Source organism: Spiroplasma endosymbiont of Megaselia nigra (assembly GCF_003987485.1).
Taxonomy (GTDB): domain Bacteria; phylum Bacillota_I; class Bacilli_A; order Mycoplasmatales; family Mycoplasmataceae; genus Spiroplasma.
This window is the reverse complement of sequence record NZ_RCOO01000180.1, coordinates 1-2,179: the sequence shown is the minus strand read 5'-3', so window position 1 is coordinate 2,179 and position 2,179 is coordinate 1. Positions and strand designations below refer to the sequence as shown.

Genomic DNA, 2,179 nt, shown 5'->3' with positions numbered 1-2,179 from the left:
AATCAGTTTATCGTTGAAATTTAACTACACAAGAACCTGATTTAATTATTGATGATAAAGGTAATGTAAAAGTTAAAGGAGAATAAAAAAGAGATTATTAAATCTCTTTTTCTTTTACCTAGGTTTAAATGTAATTTTAACTGGATTATTACTATTATTTTTAATACCTAATGTATTTAAATTATTAATATCAATTACTATATTTTTATAATTACCCATTTTTCTAATATTTATATAAGGTGGTTTATAACTTTTACGGTTAAAAAGCAAATATGGTTTTATAATTTTTGAAAATCTAATTTTTAACTTTACATCATTAGTATAATATGCTTCTGTGTATATTTCTGTAAGTTTATCATCATTATCATCACTAAATGATGAAAATTTAACGGCAAAATACATTTGTTCATTATAGTAATCCGAATTTTTGCTGTAATCATAATAATTTCATATAGAACTAATGTCACCAGTTTCCTTATCTAAATATCCAGTTGCTACTGTTTGAATATTATTATTTATATTGTCAGTATATAAAGTTAATGTATTTTCAAAATTTACATTATAAATTTTTGCTTCTCCTTCTTTTCTAAAAACAAAATTATTTAATTCTCCTAATACAAAATCGCAACCTGTGGTTCCAAATGAAATATTCGTAGTTCTGTCAGGAATAAAATTTTCTATATTTGGTTGTGCACATTCAACTTGTATATTATTAAGATTACTTATTTCAATTGTTTTGTAAGCATCTTGAAATTTACTAATACTTTGAATTGTTGAATCAATTTCTTTTAAATCAATTTCAATTTCATAATAACATTCATTGAATTCATCAGGAAATAAGTTAAAATAATTAATTAATCCAACTTTATGTATATTACTACTACACTGTATAGGCGCAGTAATTTTAGTTATTAATGCTTGTCCTGTTTTACCATCTCAAATATCTTTGGTATAAACTTTATAGTTATATGGAACTGGTGGGAGAACATATTGTGGATAATTAAATGTTGGTATTTCATAGTCATGTGGTAATAAGAAACTAGTTTTATAATTAGTTGTCATATCACGTAAATAATTATTTAATGTACTTTTTGTTTTTCCACGAAAACTCCATACTGATAATCGTAAATAATCTTCTTCATTATTTTTATATGGATTATCAGCATAAAAGATAATTTCAAAATTACCTTTATATAAGGCTTGAATTGAAAACATATCAATTATATAACTACAATTTGTTCCATCGGATGTTTGTAAGAATTCTAAATCATTATCTTTTTCACTATCACTAACTGGTGTTTGGGCATCTACTGCTCTTACTAATTCATTAATTAAATATATGCGATTAGTTTTAGGGTTTAATTGTTTTAAATTATAAGTTGAATAAGTTATTCGTTCAGTTGGTTTACCATCTTTTTCTAAAACATTACCTTGTATTTTATCAGTTAATAAAGTTGTAAACCCTAAACTAGTAGCATTGGCACCAAAAATAGCACCAACTTTATCATTACCTTGTTCTCTAAATATTTCAAATGGTAAATAACCTTTACCTTTTGAGTTTTCTGATCAAAATGCATCATTATAAAAACTATAAATATTAGCACTCATAAAACCATTAAGTCATTGAAAATTAGGTCATGATTTTTCATTTTGATTAATTACTCAACCTCACGGAATACCAAATGAAATAAAGTTTAAGAATTTACCAACTCCACCCGGTATAGTAAAAGGATTAAATACTAACTTTTGCGTATAGTTTAAGGGTAATACTGTAATTTGGCGATTAATAAAATTATTTATATTTAAAATATCTCAAACATTACATGCGCCCATTTTATTATATTCAATTTGAACCTGTCCTACGGTATTACCAAATTCATCTTTTCTTCTAAAATAAGATGATGCTTGCGTACTAATGATATTATCAACTGTACCACTATTTGTTTTTATTTTGCTTGGTGATATTATTTTTCAATCTTTTGATCAATAAAATTTAGAGTCTTTATCTTCTTCATTAATAGTTGTACCAACCGTAGGATTAGTTGCTGTTGAACTTGCTTTATCGGTTATAACAATACCTTCACTATTTTTTTGATTTCAAAAATCATATCTACTTTCCATATCTTTTTTTCAATCTTCATAACCAGTTATCATAGTTGGTTGAATCCCTTGAATGTTA

General features: G+C 25.0%; 1 protein-coding gene. It reads right to left on the bottom strand.

Annotation, left to right across the window (positions count from 1 at the left end):
• Positions 1–114 precede the first annotated feature (114 nt).
• Positions 115–2,179 (bottom strand): hypothetical protein (locus tag D9R21_RS07420; RefSeq protein ID WP_158613939.1); only part of this gene is annotated, 2,065 nt, incomplete at its 5' end.